At 69.9% G+C, this 16003-nt stretch carries 16 protein-coding genes and 2 riboswitches; of the genes, 11 read left to right on the top strand and 5 right to left on the bottom strand.

From position 1 onward, the window contains the following. Positions 1–70 precede the first annotated feature (70 nt). The 8 genes from ACZ7CH_RS32590 (at position 71) to glyA (ending at position 7030) form a co-directional block, all read left to right on the top strand. A complete protein-coding gene (locus tag ACZ7CH_RS32590) occupies positions 71–1207 on the top strand; it encodes an acyl-CoA dehydrogenase family protein (protein WP_360390222.1) in 1137 nt (378 codons plus the stop codon). Next, entirely contained in the window at positions 1204–2328 is a 1125-nt protein-coding gene (locus ACZ7CH_RS32585) for a CaiB/BaiF CoA transferase family protein (protein ID WP_360390220.1), read from the top strand. The genes ACZ7CH_RS32590 and ACZ7CH_RS32585 overlap by 4 nt, the downstream gene beginning before the upstream one ends. Positions 2329–2665: 337 nt before the next feature. Beyond that, a complete protein-coding gene (locus ACZ7CH_RS32580) occupies positions 2666–2845 on the top strand; it encodes a hypothetical protein (RefSeq protein WP_360390217.1) in 180 nt (59 codons plus the stop codon). 164 nt (positions 2846–3009) lie between these two features. Then, the gene (locus tag ACZ7CH_RS32575; protein WP_360390214.1) at positions 3010–3501 is read left to right on the top strand and encodes a helix-turn-helix transcriptional regulator; all 492 of its coding nucleotides are present in this window, start codon (positions 3010–3012) and stop codon (positions 3499–3501) included. Positions 3502–3631: 130 nt separating this feature from the next. Then, positions 3632–4015 carry a hypothetical protein gene (locus tag ACZ7CH_RS32570; protein WP_360390211.1) on the top strand — a complete coding sequence of 128 codons (384 nt, stop codon included), beginning with the start codon at positions 3632–3634 and terminating at the stop codon, positions 4013–4015. Between the two features lie 14 nt (positions 4016–4029). Further along, positions 4030–4332, top strand: a complete 303-nt coding sequence (locus ACZ7CH_RS32565) for a DUF3817 domain-containing protein (protein ID WP_360390208.1) — start codon at positions 4030–4032, stop codon at positions 4330–4332. A 45-nt stretch (positions 4333–4377) separates the two neighbouring features. After that, positions 4378–4468: riboswitch (glycine riboswitch) on the top strand. Between the two features lies 1 nt (position 4469). Next, positions 4470–4557: riboswitch (glycine riboswitch) on the top strand. Between the two features lie 99 nt (positions 4558–4656). Continuing rightward, positions 4657–5751, top strand: a complete 1095-nt coding sequence (gene gcvT / locus ACZ7CH_RS32560) for a glycine cleavage system aminomethyltransferase GcvT (protein WP_470375707.1) — start codon at positions 4657–4659, stop codon at positions 5749–5751. Positions 5752–5764: 13 nt separating this feature from the next. After that, complete coding sequence (gene glyA / locus ACZ7CH_RS32555; protein ID WP_360390202.1) at positions 5765–7030, top strand: serine hydroxymethyltransferase; 1266 nt, start codon at positions 5765–5767, stop codon at positions 7028–7030. A 249-nt stretch (positions 7031–7279) separates the two neighbouring features. Here the strand turns inward: glyA and ACZ7CH_RS32550 are convergent, their stop codons facing one another. Continuing rightward, positions 7280–7834: a COG4315 family predicted lipoprotein gene (locus ACZ7CH_RS32550; protein WP_470375706.1), complete on the bottom strand. Its 555-nt coding sequence runs from the start codon at positions 7832–7834 to the stop codon at positions 7280–7282. Between the two features lie 295 nt (positions 7835–8129). Between ACZ7CH_RS32550 and ACZ7CH_RS32545 the strand changes: the two genes are divergently transcribed. From ACZ7CH_RS32545 to ACZ7CH_RS32535, 3 genes are read left to right on the top strand one after another with little or no spacing between them, the layout of a single operon-like run. Then, positions 8130–9323, top strand: a complete 1194-nt coding sequence (locus ACZ7CH_RS32545; RefSeq protein ID WP_470375746.1) for a class I SAM-dependent methyltransferase — start codon at positions 8130–8132, stop codon at positions 9321–9323. Continuing rightward, positions 9320–10090, top strand: coding sequence for a DUF1295 domain-containing protein (locus tag ACZ7CH_RS32540; protein WP_470375705.1), 771 nt, complete (start codon positions 9320–9322; stop codon positions 10088–10090). The genes ACZ7CH_RS32545 and ACZ7CH_RS32540 overlap by 4 nt, the downstream gene beginning before the upstream one ends. Positions 10091–10099: 9 nt before the next feature. Next, complete coding sequence (locus tag ACZ7CH_RS32535; protein WP_470375704.1) at positions 10100–12148, top strand: S9 family peptidase; 2049 nt, start codon at positions 10100–10102, stop codon at positions 12146–12148. Between the two features lie 70 nt (positions 12149–12218). Here the strand turns inward: ACZ7CH_RS32535 and ACZ7CH_RS32530 are convergent, their stop codons facing one another. The 4 genes from ACZ7CH_RS32530 to ACZ7CH_RS32515 all read right to left on the bottom strand — a co-directional run bounded on the left by ACZ7CH_RS32530 (position 12219) and on the right by ACZ7CH_RS32515 (position 15952). Further along, on the bottom strand, positions 12219–13034 hold the full coding sequence (locus ACZ7CH_RS32530) for a spermine/spermidine synthase domain-containing protein (protein ID WP_360391446.1): 816 nt from the start codon (positions 13032–13034) through the stop codon (positions 12219–12221). Between the two features lie 29 nt (positions 13035–13063). Beyond that, positions 13064–13459, bottom strand: a complete 396-nt coding sequence (gene speD, locus ACZ7CH_RS32525) for an adenosylmethionine decarboxylase (RefSeq protein ID WP_030466682.1) — start codon at positions 13457–13459, stop codon at positions 13064–13066. A gap of 34 nt (positions 13460–13493) precedes the next feature. Beyond that, positions 13494–14660: a type III PLP-dependent enzyme gene (locus tag ACZ7CH_RS32520; RefSeq protein ID WP_470375703.1), complete on the bottom strand. Its 1167-nt coding sequence runs from the start codon at positions 14658–14660 to the stop codon at positions 13494–13496. Positions 14661–14767: 107 nt separating this feature from the next. Continuing rightward, positions 14768–15952 carry a metallophosphoesterase gene (locus ACZ7CH_RS32515; protein ID WP_458430789.1) on the bottom strand — a complete coding sequence of 395 codons (1185 nt, stop codon included), beginning with the start codon at positions 15950–15952 and terminating at the stop codon, positions 14768–14770. Between the last annotated feature and the right edge of the window lie 51 nt (positions 15953–16003).

Below are 16003 nucleotides of genomic sequence, written 5' to 3'. Positions count from 1 at the left end.
CAGTTTTTCGGGTGACGGGCAGGCGCGGCGGTCATGGCGTCGGCCACCCGCCGGTGGTTTCGTTGACCGCATGGCAGAGCGTCGATCGCGGTGGATGGACAGCGACCTGGACCAGTTGCGCCAGCTCGCGCGCACGTTCATGGAGAAGGAGGTCGTGCCGCACCAGGAGCGCTTCGCCGAGCAGAAGCAGGTCGACCGCGACCTGTGGACCAAGGCGGGCGAGCTCGGGTTGCTGTGCCTGAGCATCCCCGAGGAGTACGGCGGCGGTGGCGGCACGTTCGCACACGAGGCCGTTCTGCTCGAAGAACAGGCACGTGCCGGCGACAGCTCGTGGGGCAACAGCGTCCACAGCGGCATCGTGGCCCACTACCTCAACTCCTACGGCACCGAAGAGCAGAAGCACCGCTGGCTGCCCAAGCTCGCGTCCGGCGAGTACGTCGGCGCGATCGCGATGTCGGAACCCGGCGCGGGCTCGGACCTGCAGTCCATCCGCACGAAGGCGATCCGCGACGGCGACGAGTACGTCATCAACGGCTCCAAGACCTTCATCACCAACGGCGTGCACGCCGACCTCGTGGTCGTCGTCGCGAAGACCGACCCCGGTCAGGGCGCGCAGGGCATCTCGCTGCTCGTGGTCGAGCACGACATCCGGCGCGGCCGCGTGCTCGACAAGGTCGGCATGAAGGGCCAGGACACCGCCGAACTGTTCTTCGACGACGTCCGGGTGCCCGCGGAGAACCTGCTGGGCGGCCAGGAGGGCATGGGCTTCGTCCAGCTCATGCAGCAGCTGCCGCAGGAACGCCTCATCATCGGCGTCGCCTCGATCGCGGGCATCGAGGCCGCCGTCGACGTGACGCTGAAGTACGTGAAGGAGCGCACGGCGTTCGGCAAGGAGCTCATCAAGTTCCAGAACACCCGCTTCAAGCTCGCCGAGTGCGCCACCGAGGCGGCCGTGACCAGGGCGTTCATCGACGAGTGCGTCGAGAAGCACCTCAAGGGCGAGCTCGACGTGCCGACCGCCGCGATGGCGAAGTACTGGGCGAGCGACCGGCTGAGCCGCGTCGTCGACGAGTGCCTGCAGCTCTTCGGCGGCTACGGCTACATGAACGAGTACCCGATCTCCCGCGCCTGGACCGACGCCCGCGTGCAGCGGATCTACGGCGGCACGAACGAGATCATGAAGGAAATCATCGCGAGGTCGCTGTGAGCGGGCCGCTCGCGGGGCTGAAGGTCGTCGAGCTCGCGGGCCTCGCGCCCGCGCCGTTCGGCTGCATGGTGCTCGCCGACCTCGGCGCGGACGTGGTCCAGGTGCACAAACCGGGCGCCCACCCGGCGGTCCCCGGTGACTTCCTCGGCCGCAACCGGCGCTCGATCGCGGTCGACACCCGCACGCCCGAGGGCGCCGAGCTGGTGCTGACCCTGGTCGAACGCTCGGACGTGCTGGTCGAGGGCTTCCGGCCGGGCGTCACCGAACGGCTCGGCATCGGGCCCGCGCAGTGCCTGGCCCGCAACCCGCGCCTCATCTACGGGCGCATGACCGGGTGGGGCCAGGACGGGCCGCTGGCCGACCGGGCCGGGCACGACATCAACTACATCGCCGTCGCGGGCGCGCTGGAACCGCTCGGCCGGGCCGGCGGGCCACCGTCGTTCCCCATCAACCTCCTGGGTGACTTCGGCGGGGGAGGGCTGCTGCTGGCCCTCGGCGTGCTCGCCGCGCTGTACGAGAGGGAGCGGTCCGGGCGCGGCCAGGTCGTGGACGCGGCCATGGTCGACGGTGCCGCGCTGCTCACCACGTTCCTGCACGGCATGCGCAACGCGGGCATGTGGTCCGGTGGCCGCGGCGAGAACATGCTCGACGGCGGGGTGCCGTTCTACGACGTCTACGAGGCCGCGGACGGCAGGTACGTGGCCATCGGCGCGCTGGAGGAGAAGTTCTACGCCGACCTGGTGCGCGTGCTGGGGCTGGCGGACGCACCGTCGCGCAACGACCCGGCCCGGTGGCCTGAGCTGCGCGAACACATCGCGGCGGCGGTCAGGACCCGCACCAGGGACGAGTGGGCCGACCTCGCGCGGGACACGGACGCCTGCCTGGCGCCGGTGCTGACCCCGGCCGAGGCGGCGGAGCACCCGTTCACCGCGGAGCGCGCCACCTTCGTGGACGTCGCCGGTGTGCGGCACCCGGCGCCGGCGCCCCGGTTCGACCGGACCCCGGCGGCGGTTCCGACCCCTCCGGTGCCGGTCGGGGCGAACACCGCGGAAGTGCTCGCGAACATGGGTGTGGCGGAAGACCGAATTGCGGAACTGCGGCGGGCTGGAGCAATTGCGTGAACGGTCGGAGGCGCATTAATGACGACACCACGCCGTGACGGAGCGTGATGCCGGGCATTCGGCATCCGGGTGAGGCCCGGTGCACCTGTGTCTTGTCCAAGCTGTGGGATTCGAGGGTCCTCGCGCTCACCTCGTGCCCAGGACATCGGCGCTGGAAACCGGCGGCTTTAGCCGCCATTCGGGTGACAACAGGCCCGGTGCAGACGTGCGGTGGCGGTGGATCCGCCGCCCCGCCTGGCGTGGTGGTTGTTCATCGCACGGGTGAATGAGGGAGCATGTCGGGTGACACGGGCGGTTCGCCGCCCCACCTGTGAGCGACATGGACGGAGAGGGACCTGTGAACCTCAAGAAGGTGCTGGTGCTGGCGGGCGTCGCGCTGGTGCTGTTCCTCCTGATCACCCAGCCGGAAGAGTCCGCGTCGGGGGTCCAGACGGCCCTCGGCTGGCTGCGCGAGGGTGCGGAGTCGATCATCACCTTCGTCAGGAGCCTCTTCGGGACGGCCACCCCCGTCGCCTAGTGACCCTCGGTGATCCTCGGCCCTCCGCGTTGAGCCGGACGGGTGGAATGAGGCCAATCACGCACTGGTAACGGGTGTTCTGGCGATTCAGGGTCTGGCGATTGTCAGACCTACCGAATACCTTCCGCTGCAATGGCCGATCCCCGACCGACGAGGAGGCATGGATGGTCGAGGACTCCGGGGTCCACGAGCTGTTGCAGCAGTGGGCGGCTGAACGGTCTGACGACGCAGAGATGCAGGAGGTGAACCGGATCAAGAACGCGTGGCTCGCGGAGGCTCCCCCCTCGGCGCCCGGCATCCCCGTGCAGCGGGGAGGCAGGAGTGGGCCGCGTGGCTTGGTCAAGGTCGACTCGGCGGATCCGGCCTACGTGGCCGCGATGCGCAAGCGGGCGCCGGAGGCACCCGAGGCACTGCTCGCCGCCGCGGCGAGCTACTGGCAGCTGGTGGGCGACGTCGCCGAGGCCGAGCAGTGGTGGGACGCGGGCATCAGCCCGCTGGACCAGCGCGCGCTCGACTACCGCGCCGCCGGCCTCACGCCTGCCGACCTCGGAAGGCGCCTGGGACCGATGACGGTTCTCCAGCACCTCCGCCGCGGTTCGGCCGCGGCCTGGTGCGTTGCTCGTCTGCAGAGGCAGCGCCGGGACGGCGTGGCGTAGGAGAAGCGGGCTGTCGAGGCATCGGCAGCCCCGAAGTTCACTCGCAAACGGGCACGCGCGCTCCCGTGGCGCGCTACCCCCTCACGGGTGGCCTCCTGACAGGAGGCCTCACCCCAGTAGTGTGGAGGTCGTGCGCGGCCTCCTTACTCCCCAGCGTGTGCTGATCGCGCTCGCCTGTCTGGCGGCGCTGGTCCTCTGCTGCGGGCTCGCGTGGTGGCAGTGGCAGCGCTTCGAGTCCGCGAGCGGCACGTTCCAGAACCTCGGGTACGTGCTCCAGTGGCCGCTCTTCGGCCTCTTCCCCCTCTTCATGGTGTGGCGGTTCCGCCGTCTCGCGCGCCAGCGCCGTGACGAGGCTCTCTCCGCACCGGAGCCGGTTGCACCTCCCGTCGCACCGGTGACTACCGTTGACGCCGTCAAACCCGCGCCTGTCGAGCACTTCGACGACGAAGAAGACGCGGAGCTCGCGGCCTACAACCGCATGCTCGCGGACCTCAACGCGCGGGACGGTCGTTGAGCGAAGGCGGGCAGATGAAGGGTGCGTTGACCCGGTTCCGGGTCATGGCTTACGTGGTCGGTGTCTTCCTGCTGCTGCTGGTCGTGGCGATGGTGCTGAAGTACGCCGCCGGCATGGACCAGGCGATGAAGGTCGTCGGCCCGATCCACGGGTTCCTCTACGCCATCTACCTGGTGCTTTCGGTCGACCTGGCGCTGAAGCTGCGCTGGTCCATCAAGGGCACCGCGCTCGTGCTGGTCGCGGGGACGATCCCGTTCCTGTCGTTCTGGGCGGAGCGCAAGGTGGTGGAGAAGACTGCTCAGGGCGTGCCGCTGTGACGTTCGGCCTGCTAGCGTCTGGGGCAACCAACTGAACACGGCCGTCGATGTCGCGCGGGAGAGCTCCCTTCAGCGGGAGCGCCGAAGGAGCAACTCCTCCCCGGAATCTCTCAGGCACAGATACCGCACGACGAAGGCAACTCTGGAAAGCAGGCTCATCAGGAGCCTCGCCCACGGTGCAAGTCGCTCCGGCGACGAAGCTCTCAGGCTCATGACAGAGGGGGAGGCTCGCTCTGGTGAGGAGTCTCCGGTGGACCGTGTCATTCTTCTGTTGCCTCAGCCGGCCTGGCCCGGCTCTTCGGCGCACCCTGGAGGAGCGTTCTGATGTCCCGCCTCACGCCACTGAACGCTGAGCACGAGTCGCTCGGCGCGATGTTCACCGACTTCGCGGGCTGGAAGATGCCGCTGCGCTACTCCAGCGAGCTGGCCGAGCACCACGCCGTGCGCACCACCGCCGGCCTGTTCGACCTCACGCACATGGGTGAGGTCGTGCTGACCGGGCCGCAGGCCGGTGCCGCACTCGACTACGCGCTGGTCGGCCACATCTCCGCGCTCGCGGTCGGCAAGGCCCGCTACACGATGATCACCCAGGCCGACGGCGGCGTGGTCGACGACCTGATCGTCTACCGGCTGGGCGACGAGGAGTTCATGGTCGTCGCCAACGCCTCGAACGCCGCCGTGGTCGCCGAGGCGCTCGTCGAGCGGGCCACCGGGTTCGACACCGTCGTCACGGACAGGTCCACGGACTACGCGTTGATCGCGATCCAGGGCCCGAAGTCGGTGGAGGTCCTGGCCGGGCTGACCGACACCGACCTGTCGACGGTGAAGTACTACGCCTCCTACCCCTCGAAGGTGGCCGGGGTGGACGCGCTGCTCGCGCGCACCGGCTACACCGGCGAGGAGGGCTTCGAGCTGTTCGTCGCGCCCGACGACGCCGCCGCAGTGTGGACGGCGCTGCTGGAGGCCGGGCAGCCGCACGAGCTCAAGCCGTGCGGTCTCGGCTGCCGCGACACGTTGCGCCTGGAAGCCGGAATGCCGTTGTACGGCAACGAGCTGACCACCTCGCTCACCCCGTACCACGCGGGTCTCGGCCGGGTCGTGAAGCTCGACAAGCCGGGCGACTTCGTCGGCCGCGAGGCGCTGACCGAGGTGTCCGAGTCCGATGTGGACTCCGTGCTGGTCGGTCTGAAGACCCCCGAGCGCCGCGCGCCCCGCCACGGTTACGCCGTGCTGAACGGCGACGAGGTCGTCGGCGAGGTGACCTCGGGCGCGCTGTCGCCGACCCTGGGCTACTCGGTGGCGATGGCCTACGTGAACCGGGCGAGCTCCGCGCCCGGCACCCCTCTGCTGGTGGACGTCCGCGGCAAGAAGCAGCCGGTCGAGGTCGTCGCACTTCCGTTCTACAAGCGCGCCAAGTAGGGAGATCCTCCAGATGTCCGACCAGTTCAACGCCTCCCTCGCGGAGTACGACCCCGAGGTCGCGCAGGCCGTTGCGGCCGAGCTGGCGCGCCAGCAGGGCACCCTCGAGATGATCGCCTCGGAGAACTTCACGCCGGTCTCGGTGCTGCAGGCCCAGGGTTCGGTGCTGACCAACAAGTACGCGGAGGGCTACCCCGGCCGCCGCTACTACGGTGGCTGCGAGCACGTCGACGTCGTCGAGCGCCTCGCCATCGAGCGCATCAAGTCGCTCTTCGGCGCCGGTTTCGCCAACGTCCAGCCGCACTCCGGCGCCCAGGCCAACGCCGCCGCGATGTTCGCGCTGCTGCAGCCCGGTGACACGATCCTCGGCCTGGACCTCGCGCACGGCGGTCACCTGACCCACGGCATGCGCATCAACTTCTCCGGCAAGCTCTACAACGTCGTGCCGTACCACGTCTCCGACGGTGACGGCCGCGTCGACATGGCCGAGGTCGAGCGCCTCGCCACCGAGCACCGCCCGAAGCTGATCGTCGCCGGCTGGTCCGCCTACCCGCGCCAGCTGGACTTCGCCGAGTTCCGCCGCATCGCGGACTCGGTCGAGGCCTACCTGATGGTCGACATGGCGCACTTCGCGGGCCTCGTGGCCGCGGGCCTGCACCCCTCGCCCGTCCCGCACGCCCACGTCACGACCACGACGACGCACAAGACCCTCGGCGGTCCGCGCGGCGGCGTGATCCTGTCGAACGACGCCGACATCGCCAAGAAGATCAACTCGGCGGTGTTCCCCGGCCAGCAGGGCGGTCCGCTGGAGCACGTGATCGCCGCCAAGGCCGTGGCGTTCAAGCACGCCGCGTCGGAGGAGTTCGCCGACCGCCAGCGCCGCACCCTCGACGGTGCCCGCATCCTCGCCGACCGCCTCTCGCAGCCCGACGTCGCGCAGGCCGGCGTGAAGGTGCTGACCGGCGGCACGGACGTGCACCTGGTCCTGGTCGACCTGGTCAACTCCGAGCTGGACGGCAAGCAGGCCGAGGACGTGCTGCACCGGATCGGCATCACGGTCAACCGCAACGCGGTCCCCAACGACCCGCGCCCGCCGATGGTCACCTCGGGTCTGCGCATCGGCACCCCGGCACTGGCCACCCGCGGCTTCGGCGAGGGGGATTTCACCGAGGTCGCCGACGTGATCGCCGAGGCCCTCAAGCCGGGCGCCGCGATCGACGAGCTGCGCGCCCGCGTCGAGGTGCTGGCCGCGAAGCACCCGCTGTACTCCACGCTCTGACCCTGCGGCAACGAAGGGGCGGCACCGGACCTCCGGCGCCGCCCCTTCTCCGCCTGTTCGAACGTCACGCGGGGCCCCCGCGTTTCCCTGTGGGGAACGCGGGGCCCCCGCGTGACGTGAAAGACCACTCGATCGGGTGAGAGCGGAACGACGGGAACCCCGGCCCCTTCCCCAGGGCCGGGGTTTCGCGTGTCAGGGTGTCGTGTGTGTCAGGTGGACCGTCCTAACGGGATGGTCGTTGCAAGGGGACTAGGCCGCGGGCACCGTCACGCCGGGGGGAAGGCATTCGACGTTGCGCTTGCCGTCGGGCTGGATCACGAACCAGGTGTTGCCGACGCCCTGGCCTTTCCAGGCACCCGGCTTCGGGTCCTGCGAGTAGGCGTAGAGCGCCCAGCCGTCGATCGCGACCTGCTTCTTGCCGTCAGCGCGGGTGATCAGCGAGACGAGCTTCGAGTCGATGCCCTCGACCTGCGGGATCGTGTCCGACAGCAGCGGCGGCCACGTGATGGCGCACTGGCCGTTGCAGTTCGACTTGCCTTCCGGCTTCGGGGTGTCCTTGTCGAAGCGGTACATCGTGCGGCCGTCGCCGTCCTGGACGACCAGGCCCATCTTGTCGACCGGCTTGCCGACCAGCTTCAGCGAGCTGACCGGTGCGGCTGCGGGGGGCTGCTGCGCGGCCGGGGTCTCCGGTGCCTGCTGCTGAACCGGGGTCTCGGGCACCTGAGCGGGTTCCTGGAGCACCGGGGGCTGACCCACGTCGCCGTAGTCACCGAGGACGCCCAGGTCGGTTTCGGTCTGTGCCACCGGCTTCGAGTTTGTGCCACTTCCCGTGGCGCTCCAGACACCAAGACCCAGCACAACTGCCAGTCCCGCGGCGAGCCCGATGGCAATGCGGTTACGTCGGATCACACTCATGTCCTCCTTGTCCGTCGTTCGCTCTACCGGGCCATACGGGCGTGGTTGCGTCTCGGTTCAGAAACGAACCGAACCTCTTGCCGTCCCGAACGTCAGGCGGAGCCGGTTTCGCAGGAGGTGCAGGGTGGTCGTCGCTGGTCAGCTGGCAGGAGTGGCGGAACGGGTGCTGGGTGCGCCGCTTCCGATCGGGATTCGGGCGTGGGACGGGAGCGTGGCCGGCCCACAGGACGGGACCGTGCTCGTGCTCCGCTCCCGCGACGCGCTGCGCCGGCTCGTGTGGAGCCCGAACGAGCTCGGGCTCGCGCGGGCGTACGTGAGCGGCGAGCTCGACGTGGAAGGCGACCTCGCGGCCGGGCTCTCCCAGGTCTGGGGGCTGGTGCGGCGTGGTGTCACGCGCAGGCCGAAGCTCACCGAGGTGGTGCGGCTCGCGCTGGACCTCAAGGTGGTCGGGCGCAACCCGGACGCGCCGAAGGAGGAAGCACGGCTCAAAGGCGCGCTGCACAGCAAGAAGCGGGACCGGGACGCGATCTCGCACCACTACGACCTGAGCAACGCCTTCTACCGGCTCGTGCTCGACCCGAGCATGGCCTACTCGTGCGCGTACTTCACCGCCGAGGACGAGGAACTGGAGCAGGCGCAGCACAACAAGCTCGACCTGGTGTGCCGCAAGCTCGGCCTGCAGCCCGGCCTGCGGCTGCTCGACGTCGGCTGCGGGTGGGGCTCGATGATCATCCACGCGGCGAAGCACTACGGCGTGCACGCCACCGGGGTCACGATCTCCGCTCAGCAGCGCGAGCACGTCCTCTCGCGCATCGCGGCCGAAGGGCTGGAGGGCCGGGTCGAGGTGCGGCTGCAGGACTACCGCGAGGTGCGCGGCGAACCGTTCGACGCGATCTCCACGATCGAGATGGGCGAGCACGTCGGCGAGCGGAACTACCCCGAGTACGCCGCGACGCTGCACCGGCTGCTCAAGCCAGAGGGGCGGCTGCTGCTGCAACAGATGTCGCGCGGCCGGAACGCGCCGGGCGGTGGTGCGTTCATCGAGTCGTACGTGGCACCGGACATGCACATGCGACCGGTCAGCCAGACGACCGGGTTCCTGGAGGCGGTCGGGCTGGAGATCCGGGACGTGCACGCGTTGCGCGAGCACTACGTCTGGACCGTCCGCGCGTGGGCGCGGACGCTCGAAGAGAGGTGGGACGAGGTCGTCGCGCTCGTCGGCGAGGGTCAGGCGCGCGTGTGGCGGCTCTACCTCGCCGGCGGCGCGCTGACGTTCGAGGAGGGACGGATGGGCGTGGACCAGGTCCTCGCGGTGCGCAGGAGCGAGAACGGCCGCAGCGGCATGCCGCGCGTGCGCCGTGAGCTGGTGGCCCGGTGAGCTACCCGGTCAGCTTCCTCGTGGTGCTGGTGGTGCTCACCGCGTTGTTCGGCTACGCGGACCGGCGCAAGCGCTACGACCTGGTCGACTCCGCCTGGGGACCTGGCTTCGCGGTGATCGCGGTGGTGACGTTCCTGTTCGCGGACGGCGAACCGGTGCGGAACGTGCTGGTCACGGCGCTCACGGTGATCTGGGGCGTGCGGCTCGGCGTGCACATCCTCCTGCGCAACCGGACCAGGGACGAGGACCCGCGCTACCGGGACATCCTCAAGCGCGCCAAGGGAAATCCGCGGCTGCGGATGTACCGGGTGTACCTGTTGCAGGCCGTTCTGATGTGGATCGTGTCGCTGCCGGTGCAGGTCGCACAGCACCTTGACGCGCCGTGGGGAGTGCTAGATTGGGCCGGAACGACCTTGTGGGTGGTCGGCTTCACAGTTGAGTCAGTCGGTGACTGGCAGCTCTCGCGGTTCCGGGCGGACCCGGCGAACGAGGGCGCCGTCATGGACCGCGGGTTGTGGCGCTACACCAGGCACCCCAACTACTTCGGGGACGCCGTGGTGTGGTGGGGCCTCTTCCTGTTCGCGGTGCACTCCTGGCCGGCGGCGCTCACGGTCATCAGTCCGGTGGTCATGACGTGGCTGCTCGCCAAGGGCACGGGCAAACCGCTGCTCGAGAGGGACATCGTGTCGCGCCGGCCGGGGTACGCCGAGTACGTGCGTCGTACCAGCGGTTTCGTTCCCATGCCCCCGCGTTCGCGCGCGGGATAGTGTGAGCGGGTGGGCAACGACATCTCCTTCCCGCGCCAACAGGCGCGCTCTCAGCGGTTCACCGTCGGCGCACCGCGCACCTTCGCGGTGTCGCCGGACGGTTCGCGCGTGTTCTTCCTGCGCCCGGCCACGGCCACGAGCCGTGCGAACGGGCTGTGGGAGCTGAACACGACCACCGGCGCCGAACGGCTGGTGGCCGATCCCGGCCGCCTGCTGACCGAGCAGGAGGACCTGCCCGCGGAGGAGAAGGCCCGCCGCGAACGCACGCGCGAGTCCGGCGCGGGCATCGTCGGCTACGCCCTGTCCGGTGACGCGAACGTCGCCTCGTTCGCCCTGTCCGGCCGCCTGTTCGTGGCCGACCTGGTGAGCGGGGACGTGCGCGAGCTGCCGACCGGTGGCGGCGTCATCGACCCGCGCGTCGACCCGACGGGGCAGCGCGTGGCGTACGTGACGCGCGGGACCCTGCGCGTGGTCGAGCTGGACTCGGGCGACGACCGCGCGGTCGCCGTGCCCGACGGCGAGGACGTCACGTTCGGCCTGGCCGAGTTCATCGCCGCCGAGGAGATGTCGCGCTACCGCGGCTACTGGTGGGAGCCGGACGGCACCCGCCTCATCGCCGCGCGCGTGAACAACTCCCCGGTGCGCCGCTGGTACATCGCCGACCCGGCGAACCCCGCGACGCCGGCCACCGAGATCGCCTACCCGGCGGCGGGCACGGACAACGCCGCGGTGTCGCTGCACGTGGTGTCGCTGGACGGCACCTTCGTGCCGGTGCTGCTGGAGTTCGACTACCTCAACGACGTGCACTGGTCAGCCGGTGGTGCGCCGCTGATCACCACGCAGACCCGCGACCAGCGCACCCGCCGCGTCCACTCGCTCGCCCCGGAGACCGGTGCGGTGTCCGAGCTCGCTGTCGAGACCGACCCGGTGTGGCTGGAGGTCAGCGACGGCGCCCCGGCGTGGACGCCCGACGGCCGCCTGGTCCGGATCGTGCACTCCGGCGACGAGTACGCGTTGCAGGTCGGCGACGACATCGTGACCGAAGGGCTGCAGGTGCGCCGGGTCCTGGACATCACCGACGACTCCGTGCTGATCGCGGCCTCCGCCGACGACCCCACCCAGGTGCACGTCCACTCCGTCGGCGCGACGGTCGAGCAGTTGTCCACAGGGGATGGTGTGCACACCGCGGTCCGGGGCGGTGACACGGTTGTGCTCGCATCGTCCTCTTTGGACTGGTACGGCCCGAAGGTCACCGTCGGCGAGCGCGAGATCGAGTCGTGGGCCGAGACGCCGGTCATCAGGGCGTCCCCGCGCATGCTGACCCTCGGCGAACGCGACCTGCGCGCCGCCCTGCTGCTGCCTGCCGATCACGTACCGGGCACCAAGCTCCCGGTGCTGCTGGACCCCTACGGCGGCCCGCACGCCCAGCGCGTCCTGACGGCCCAGAACGCCTTCCTCGCCTCGCAGTGGCTCGCCGACCAGGGCTTCGCGGTGCTCGTCGCCGACGGCCGCGGCACCCCCGGTCGCGGTCTGGCCTGGGAACGCGCCATCGCGTTCGACTTCGCCGGCGCCACCCTGGAGGACCAGGTCGACGCCCTGCACGCCGCGGCGGCACTCGAACCCGACCTCGACCTCGGCCGGGTCGCCATCCGAGGCTGGTCCTACGGCGGTTACCTGTCGGCACTGGCCGTCCTGCGCCGCCCGGACGTGTTCCACGCGGGCATCGCCGGCGCCCCGGTCACCGACTGGCGCCTCTACGACACCCACTACACGGAGCGCTACCTCGGCCACCCCGACGAGCGGCCAGAGGTCTACGACTCCAACTCGCTCATCGCCGACGCGGACAAGCTCTCCCGCCCGCTGATGATCGTCCACGGCCTCGCCGACGACAACGTCGTGGCCGCCCACACCCTGCGCCTGTCCAGCGCCCTGCTGGCGGCGGGCCGGCCGCACACCGTGCTGCCGCTGTCCGGTGTCACGCACATGACGCCGCAGGAGCAGGTCGCGGAGAACCTGCTGCTGCTCCAGGTGGACTTCCTGAAGCAGGCGCTCGGCTAGGCGCGCACGAACGGAGGAGGGGCGCCTCCCGGTGACCGGGAAGCGCCCCTCTCTCGTGCCGGAAACCGGCTCAGGCCAGCGACTGCCGCACCCGGTACGGCGGAATGCTGTTGCCCAGCAACGCCAGGTCGTCGATCGACTCCGGCCGGTACCCGGCCGTGGCCAACCGCTCGACCATCAGCGCCGTCGGGTCCTCGACGACGTCCGCGCGCCCGAACAGGTACGCCCACTCGTGTTCGTCAGAGCCGTAGTACGCGACCGTCTCGAACACCTCGTTGAACCGCTGCCAGGAGCGGATCAGCGTGGTGTTGCGCCACATCGTCTGGCAACCGGACTGGTTGACGACGACGCCGCCGGGACGCAGCAGGGCCTTGCACATGCGCAGGAAGTCCGCGCCGTACAGGCGGTTGTGCTGCGCTTCCTCCTCACGCTCGTCGGGCAGGTCCACCAGCACGATGTCGTACTTCTCCGACGTCGTGCGGATGTACTCGAACCCGTCGATGTACTGCACGCGGATCGGGCCCTCGCCCTTCTCCGCCAGCGCCAGCTCCTCGGTCGTGTAGCCGTACGGGAGGTGCTCCGCGCACAGCTTCACGGCCTGCTCGTCGATGTCGATGTGGTCGACGACGGTGGCGCCGTGCTGCACCGCCATCTGGCACACCACGCCCTCGGACGAGCCGATGACCAGCACCCGCTCGACCTGGTCGGCCAGCAGCAGCGCCGGCACCATCAGGGCCTCGTGGTAGGTCAGCTGGCTGAGCTCCGTGGACTGGCGGTCGTCGTCGCAGAACAACGACAGGCCCTGGGCGGTGCGGGCGATCACCAGGTGCTGGAAGTCGGTCTTGGTGTCGACCAGCACCTCGTCCACGCGCCAGTGGCGGGTCATGCCCTCGGCGAGCGGCTCGTTGATCGTGTTCACGCGGCGTGCTCCTTGATGCCACGAGTGACGAGGTCCGTGCTCACGTGAGCAGCGCCCAGAGCGTCAGCGAGTAGCTGGACGGCGAGCGCGGGTTTCGCACGAGTACCGCAGGTGAACACGTCGACGAACACCGACCCCACCTCGGGGTAGGTGTGGATGGACGCGTGGGACTCCGACAGCAGGGCCAGCACGGTGACTCCTTGGGGATCGAACTTCTTGGAGATCACCTCCAGCACGGTTGCGTCGGCCTGCGTGAGAACCTCACCGAGGGCGTGGCGCAGGAACTGCTCGTCGTCGAGCAGATCGGCACTCACACCCGAAAGCTCTGCAAGTACGTGCTGTCCCGCGAACAAACCGACGGTCTCCTCGGTCTGACAGGGCGCTTCGGACATCAATCACTCCAAACTATGTGAAGTACAGGCGGACTCAGACGCAGTACGTGGCCAGCGGCGGGAAGCCGTTGAAGCACACGGACGAATAGGAGGAGGTGTAGGCGCCGGCGTGGAGGATGTCCACGTGGTCGCCCGCCCTCAGGTCGAGCGGCAGGTCGTAGCGGGTGTGCTGGTAGATCACGTCGTCCGCGTCGCAGGTCGGACCGGCCAGCACCACCGGTCCGGTCGGCCCGCCGTCGCGCGAGGTGCGCAACCGGTACGCGATCGCCTCGCCCTCGGTCTCGGCGAGCCCCTGGTAACGGCCGATGTCGATGTACACCCAGCGGCGTTCGTCCGCATAGGACTTGCGCGACACCAGCACGACCGACGAGCGGATCATCCCGGCCTCCGCGGAGATCGCGCGCCCCGGTTCGATCATCACCCGCGGGCGTGCGGCACCGAAGTGCCGGGCCAGCGACTCCTCGATGGCGGCGGCGAAGGCCTCAAGGCCCGGCGTGTCCTCCTGGTACACGGCCGGAAGCCCGCCGCCCAGGTTGACCGTGGTGGTCTCGATGCCCTCCGCGCGCAGCTTCGCGGCGATCAGGGCGGCGTCGGCGATGCCGGAGTCCCAGCCCGCCACGGACAGCTGCTGCGAGCCCGCGTGGAAGGCGACGCCCAGAGGAACGAGCCCCAACCGGTGCGACAACCGCAAGAGATCCGTCGCCATCTCCGGATCGCAACCGAACTTGTTGCCGAACGGGTAGGTGGAACCCTTGCTGTGGACGAGGATCCGCACCAGGACGGACGAACCGGGCGCGTGCTCGGCGAGGAACTGCACGTCCTGCTCGCTGTCCGACACGAACAGCCGCACCCCGCGGGAGAAGGCGTACGCGATGTCGGCGGCCTTCTTGATGGGGTTGCTGTAGGAGATCGACGACGGTGCGGCGCCGCGCGCCAGGCACAGGTCGATCTCCGCGGGGGAGGCGACGTCGAACTGGGCGCCCTGGGCGACCAGCGTCGCGACGACGTCGGCCTCGGGGTTCGACTTGACCGCGTAGAAGATGTCGATGGACGGCATCGCGGCGTGGATCGCCTGGTAACGCGCGCGGATCGTCTCGAGGTCGATCACCAGACACGGTGTCGACGGGTGCTCCTGGTCCAGGAAACGCCGAATACGAGCCTCTGCCTCGTAACGCCGGTCGACGGCGAAGCTCTCGGTCATTTCCCCAGGGTTCCCCCTTCATCCGCCTCGCGTCCGTACGCGGGCACGGCCGTCCACTCTACGGCCTGCACACCGCAAGTGCGCAATCCCGTGGGGCCGAGTGTGATTTAGCCAGCAGACCGGAGCTCGACCAGCGTGATGTCCGGGGGAGCGCCCACGCGCACCGGCGGCCCCCAGAAACCCGCACCACGACTGACGTACAGCCACGTGTCGTCCACCTTCGACAGCCCCGCGACAGCGGGTTGCTGCACCGGCACCACGAAGTTGAACGGCACCATCTGTCCGCCATGTGTATGACCGGACAACTGCAGGTCGACTCCGCGTGAAGACGCGTCGCCCACCTGCACCGGCTGGTGCGCCAGCAGCACGGCGGGGTTGGCGCGGTCGCGGCCGGCGAAGGCGCGGTCGAGGTCGGGGCCGTCGCCGTAGGACTTCCCGGTGACGTCGTTCACGCCGACGAGCTCAATCCCACCGGCGACGGTCAGGCCCTCGTTGCGCAACGGGTGCACGCCCAGCCGGTCGAGCTCGGAGATCCACTGCTCGTGACCGGAGAAGTACTCGTGGTTGCCGGTCACGAAGAAGCTGCCGTGCCGGGACACCAGGTCCCGCAGCGGTGCCGCGGCCTCGCCCAGCTCGGCCACGGTGCCGTCGACCAGGTCGCCGACGATCGCGACGAGGTCGGCCTCCTGCTCGTTGATCATCCGCACGATCCGCTCGGTGTGCGAGCGGCCGAGCAGCGGGCCGAGGTGGATGTCGCTCACCACCGCGATCCGGAAACCGGACAGCGAGGGCTTCAGCTTGTCCAGCGTCACCGGCACGTTCAGCAGCTGCGGGTCGCCGAGCGCCTGCGTCATGCCGTACCCGACGACACCGCCCGCGGCGATGCCGGAGCCGATCGCGACCGACCGCGCGATGAACAGGCGGCGACCGGGGTCGGGCACGACCTCGACCGGCTCGGCCGCCTCCGCGCCGGTGCCGACGGGCACGGGTGCGGCGCTGGCCCTGCGCAGCAGGATGCGCCGCGGGACCTCGGCGATGCCCAGCGCGATGGCCAGGTAGAACAGCACGGCCAGCCACACGAAGCCCGGCCAGGCGAAGAACTTCCCGTACTCCGGCGGCACCCGGCGCGTCACGACCAGCGCGCTCATCAGCACCAGGAACGCGCCGGCGATGGCGGCGGTGCCGACGCGGCGCCCGAGCGAGCGCGGCCGGGTGGTGTCCACGACCAGCCTGCGCCACAGGTAGAAGTGGCCCAGTGCGGTGGGGACGCCGAGGAGCAAAAGGAAAATCACGACATCAGTATGCGTTTCGCGAACTCCGTGCAACCCGCCAGGTTGGCGGTG

The sequence above is a fragment of the Lentzea sp. NPDC037011 genome, from assembly GCF_055607425.1.
The sequence above is the reverse complement of the archived record's forward strand: the minus strand, read 5'-3'. Positions and strand labels throughout refer to the sequence as shown.

Bases quoted from the DNA above. Each gene is read 5' to 3' on its own strand.
- ACZ7CH_RS32590 (WP_360390222.1), top strand. From the start codon at position 71: ATGGCAGAGCGTCGATCGCGGTGGATGGACAGCGACCTGGACCAGTTG.
- ACZ7CH_RS32575 (WP_360390214.1), top strand. From the start codon at position 3,010: ATGGTCGAGGACTCCGGGGTCCACGAGCTGTTGCAGCAGTGGGCGGCT.
- ACZ7CH_RS32565 (WP_360390208.1), top strand. From the start codon at position 4,030: ATGAAGGGTGCGTTGACCCGGTTCCGGGTCATGGCTTACGTGGTCGGT.
- gcvT (WP_470375707.1), top strand. From the start codon at position 4,657: ATGTCCCGCCTCACGCCACTGAACGCTGAGCACGAGTCGCTCGGCGCG.
- glyA (WP_360390202.1), top strand. From the start codon at position 5,765: ATGTCCGACCAGTTCAACGCCTCCCTCGCGGAGTACGACCCCGAGGTC.
- ACZ7CH_RS32530 (WP_360391446.1), bottom strand. From the start codon at position 13,034: ATGACCCGCCACTGGCGCGTGGACGAGGTGCTGGTCGACACCAAGACC.
- speD (WP_030466682.1), bottom strand. From the start codon at position 13,459: ATGTCCGAAGCGCCCTGTCAGACCGAGGAGACCGTCGGTTTGTTCGCG.
- ACZ7CH_RS32520 (WP_470375703.1), bottom strand. From the start codon at position 14,660: ATGACCGAGAGCTTCGCCGTCGACCGGCGTTACGAGGCAGAGGCTCGT.